3 protein-coding genes and 1 pseudogene are annotated in these 1,479 nt (G+C 60.1%); all 4 read right to left on the bottom strand.

What is annotated here, in order from left to right; all coding sequences use genetic code 11:
• A partial coding sequence (locus tag AWB68_RS44800) for a thiolase family protein (RefSeq protein WP_268810993.1) occupies positions 1-371 on the bottom strand: 371 nt, incomplete at its 3' end.
• An 86-nt stretch (positions 372-457) separates the two neighbouring features.
• A complete protein-coding gene (locus AWB68_RS44805) occupies positions 458-946 on the bottom strand; it encodes a hypothetical protein (RefSeq protein ID WP_087650441.1) in 489 nt (162 codons plus the stop codon).
• A 10-nt stretch (positions 947-956) separates the two neighbouring features.
• Positions 957-1,142: a hypothetical protein gene (locus AWB68_RS44810; RefSeq protein WP_087650442.1), complete on the bottom strand. Its 186-nt coding sequence runs from the start codon at positions 1,140-1,142 to the stop codon at positions 957-959.
• Between the two features lie 40 nt (positions 1,143-1,182).
• Positions 1,183-1,479 (bottom strand): annotated as a pseudogene (locus AWB68_RS44815) (class I poly(R)-hydroxyalkanoic acid synthase); the annotation flags it as partial.

A 1,479-nucleotide genomic window follows, 5' to 3' on the forward strand; every position in this document is an offset into this window, starting at 1 on the left:
ACGTGCGGCGCCGCGCTCATGTTTTCCTGGCCGCCGGCGATCACGATGTCCGCATCGCCCGCGATGATCGCGTTGGCCGCCAGCATCACGGCCTTCAGGCCCGAGCCGCAAACCTTGTTGATCGTCATGCCGGGCACGGCCGACGGCAGCCCCGCCTTGATGAGCGACTGGCGCGCGGGATTCTGGCCAGATCCGGCCGTCAGTACCTGGCCGAGGATCACTTCGCTGATCTGCTCGGGTTTCAGGTTCGCGCGTTCGAGCACGGCGCGAATCACGGCTGCACCCAGATCGGGTGCCGCAATCTTCGCGAGCGACCCGCCGAACTTGCCGACCGCTGTCCGTGCGGCCGATACGATCACTACGTCAGTCATTTCCACTCCTTTGTGTCGACAACAATCACTTCACCTCACGCACTACTCCATCATCTCTAACATCGCGTGCATTGCGAGGGCTTTTCTTACCCGCAAACCGGCGGTCGCCCGAGCGGTGCCGATTTTTGCCTGCGCGCATGGCTTCGTTCCAAAACTTTTTCTAGCCGCTCATGCGCGCTCGCAAATTCGACGAGAGGAACGACAGCGAGTTGCTGGTCGAACAGCGTGAGAATCTCGCCAAAGAGCTCGTATGCTTCGCTATCCACTACCCAGATACCTGTCTCAAGGCCTGTCCGGCGACAGCGCACGACGGCTGCCTTCGCCTCCGCAAAGAGCCCTTTGCGCACGTTAGCGCCACTCGTCTGACTTAACATCATTGCGGTGAGAACAGCTTGTGTCACGCTTCCCAAATGGTATTCATTGCCGTGTCCAATGCGGATCATTTCCAACCGTAGGTGATAGTCGAGCGAAATCTCATTTGCTATGGCCGGTGCCAATGGGAGCATCATTAGTTTCTCATGCGGCGCAAACGTCTGCGCCGCAGAGGGCATCGGAGGAATCTTCTCTCTTTTCATCGCGCGTTGATTAATCCACCGCCTTCATCATATCCACCACCACCTTCTTCGCATCGCCGAAGCCATCACGGCCGGTCTCGCGCCTATGCGACAGGATGCCTTTGCACTCGCCTCCGAACCCAAAGCCGGCAACAGCCACGATCATGGGCTTGCGCACTAGCGAGCCGTCGGCCTCAGTGGGTGACAAGTTGCACATTTAGACGTCCGTCGTCGAGGTTTGAAGCGTTCAACGCCGCTCAGGCGCCCATCACTTCCGGCGGATGCTTCGCCACATAACGCCCCGGTGCCGGTTCGATGGGTTTGTACTTCGCGTTGCCCAGCTTCTTCGGCGCCGCGATCTCCTGGCCGGCATGCGGCTTCAGCCAGTTGCTCCAGTGCGTCCACCAGCTTCCCGGCTGCGACTTCGCCGATTCGAGCCACGCATCCGGACTATCGCCGAGCTTGCCGTCGATCCAATAGCTGCGCTTGTTCTTCGAAGCCGGATTGATCACGCCCGCGATATGGCCGCTCGCGCCGAGCACGAACTGCGTGTC

Origin of the sequence: Caballeronia choica, assembly GCF_001544535.1 — a bacterium.
Classification (GTDB): domain Bacteria; phylum Pseudomonadota; class Gammaproteobacteria; order Burkholderiales; family Burkholderiaceae; genus Caballeronia; species Caballeronia choica.

Coding starts and splice junctions, on each gene's coding strand:
- AWB68_RS44805 (WP_087650441.1), bottom strand. CDS start 946: ATGAAAAGAGAGAAGATTCCTCCGATGCCCTCTGCGGCGCAGACGTTT.
- AWB68_RS44810 (WP_087650442.1), bottom strand. CDS start 1,142: ATGTGCAACTTGTCACCCACTGAGGCCGACGGCTCGCTAGTGCGCAAG.